This window comes from Halanaerobium sp., from assembly GCF_003070835.1.
The window spans coordinates 1-1,901 of the sequence record NZ_QBLR01000466.1 but is presented as its reverse complement, the minus strand read 5'-3'; the positions used below and the strand labels follow the sequence as shown (position 1 = coordinate 1,901).

At 34.0% G+C, this 1,901-nt stretch carries 2 protein-coding genes and 3 tRNA genes; all 5 read left to right on the top strand.

All coding sequences use genetic code 11. The features are described from left to right. The first annotated feature begins 5 nt into the window (after window positions 1-5). A tRNA-Arg gene (locus CI949_RS20500) sits at window positions 6-83 on the top strand. Between the two features lie 23 nt (window positions 84-106). Then, a tRNA-His gene (locus CI949_RS20495) sits at window positions 107-183 on the top strand. Window positions 184-411: 228 nt separating this feature from the next. After that, window positions 412-1,047, top strand: coding sequence for a TetR/AcrR family transcriptional regulator (locus tag CI949_RS20490; RefSeq protein WP_290769882.1), 636 nt, complete (start codon window positions 412-414; stop codon window positions 1,045-1,047). A 65-nt stretch (window positions 1,048-1,112) separates the two neighbouring features. After that, complete coding sequence (locus CI949_RS20485; RefSeq protein WP_290769881.1) at window positions 1,113-1,532, top strand: YkvA family protein; 420 nt, start codon at window positions 1,113-1,115, stop codon at window positions 1,530-1,532. A gap of 221 nt (window positions 1,533-1,753) precedes the next feature. Beyond that, window positions 1,754-1,839: transfer RNA gene (locus CI949_RS20480), tRNA-Leu, on the top strand. Window positions 1,840-1,901 lie beyond the last annotated feature (62 nt).

Genomic DNA, 1,901 nt, shown 5'->3' with positions numbered 1-1,901 from the left:
TTTATGCGCCCGTAGCTCAGCCCGGATAGAGCAACGGACTTCTAATCCGTAGGCCACAGGTTCGAATCCTGTCGGGCGCGCCATTTTAAAATTAAAACCAAATATGGTGGATGTAGCTCAGTTGGCTAGAGCGCGGGATTGTGGCTCCCGAGGCCGTGGGTTCAAGCCCCATCATCCACCCCATTTAAACACCTTTAACGGTGTCTTTTTTTATGCCCAAATTTAGCAGAAATAAATTATTTTGATTGATTTTCTCTGCTTCATATTAATTTATCTTATTAATAATCTTGACTAATATCTTTTATAAAGGATATAATTAAAATAAATGATTTAATTTATCAAAAACTTATGCTATAATGAAATCACTCTGTCTTGACTTTAAGTCAAAAAAATAAGTGGGGGTTAATAAGAGTGGCAAAACAAACAAAAAAATCGCTTCAGAGGCGTAATACAATATTAAATGAAGCTGAAAAATTATTTATTGAAGAAGGCTTCGAAAAGACAACTGTTAAAGATATTGCAGCTCGCGCAGGAGTAGCAAAGGGTACGTTTTATTATTATTTTGATACTAAGGAAGATATTATTTCATCTCTTTTAGAAAAAAGGTACAGAAAAACCGAAAAAAAAGCAAGACATGTATTAGAAAACAAAGAAATGTCTTCTCTGGAAAAATTAGAGAAAGTTATTTTGCGTCTGATATTCAGCAGAAGAGGTAACTTTAAAGTATATGAATTCTTTAAAATTGATGAAAATGCTAAATTTATGAAAGAAAGAAATAAAGAATTCTGGAATAAATTTATGCCTATTTTTACTGATATAGTAAAAGAAGGTGTGGAAAGAGGAGAGTTTGAAACTGATTACCCGGAAGAAGTTACAGAGATTTTATTTATGGGGATAGATAATTTTCTGCATCGACATTATGCTAAGTTTACAACTGAAGAAATGTATATCGATAAATTTGCAGCTGTAGAGGAGCTATTAAACAGAGCTTTAAATGTTAAAGGAAGAAAAGTGGACTTATCACTAATGAAACCTGAAAATTCCTAGTAAATTTAGTTTGGTGGCGGCTGTAAATTATCAGACTAAGATAATCAATAACAGGTGGTGAAAAGATGAAAAAAGATTTTAATAACAATGAACTGCTTGCTTTTCTGGGACGTTTGACCAATAAATGGGGTACCGGACATGAAAGTGTAAGCAGAATTCTTGATAAAAGCCGTGAATTTATTGAAGCGAAAAATTATAAACTACCTTTTATAGATAAAGTTACAGAGCTGCTGGAAATGTTGAGTGAGTATTCAAAAGGTAATTTTAAACTTAATGAGGCAGCAGTAGGCTGGATAGTTGCAACTCTGGCCTATCTCATTTTGCCAACAGATCTTATACCTGATTTTTTACCAGGGATTGGTTTTACAGATGATGCAGCTGCTTTTATTCTTGCCTTCAGACAGCTTTCTCAGGAACTTGAGCATTTTCGCAGGTGGAAAGAGCTGGAAGCAGAAACAATTGAGATAGAAATCGAAAAAGATTAAATTAATTTTAAAATTCACTGGAAATTTCCTCAGATTTATTATATAATTGAAAAGATGAAAATTTTACTGCAGGGATTTGGATTTCAATAATTATTAATTTTTGAGATTTAGTTGATAATTTTTAAAAAATCCTTGACAAGAGCAAAAAGCTGTGCTAACATTATATGTGCTTTTTGTGAAAAAGAAAAAAAGAAGTTTTCACTCACAGCATTATTTACTATGCGAAAGTGGCGGAATTGGCAGACGCGCTAGATTTAGGATCTAGTGGGCAATCCCCGTGTGGGTTCGAGTCCCACCTTTCGCACCATTTAATAATTCTGTCATTGACCCCCGATATTGGCCCGGTGCCAGATCGGGGATTATTAACAT

Coding starts and splice junctions, on each gene's coding strand:
- CI949_RS20485 (WP_290769881.1), top strand. CDS start 1,113: ATGAAAAAAGATTTTAATAACAATGAACTGCTTGCTTTTCTGGGACGT.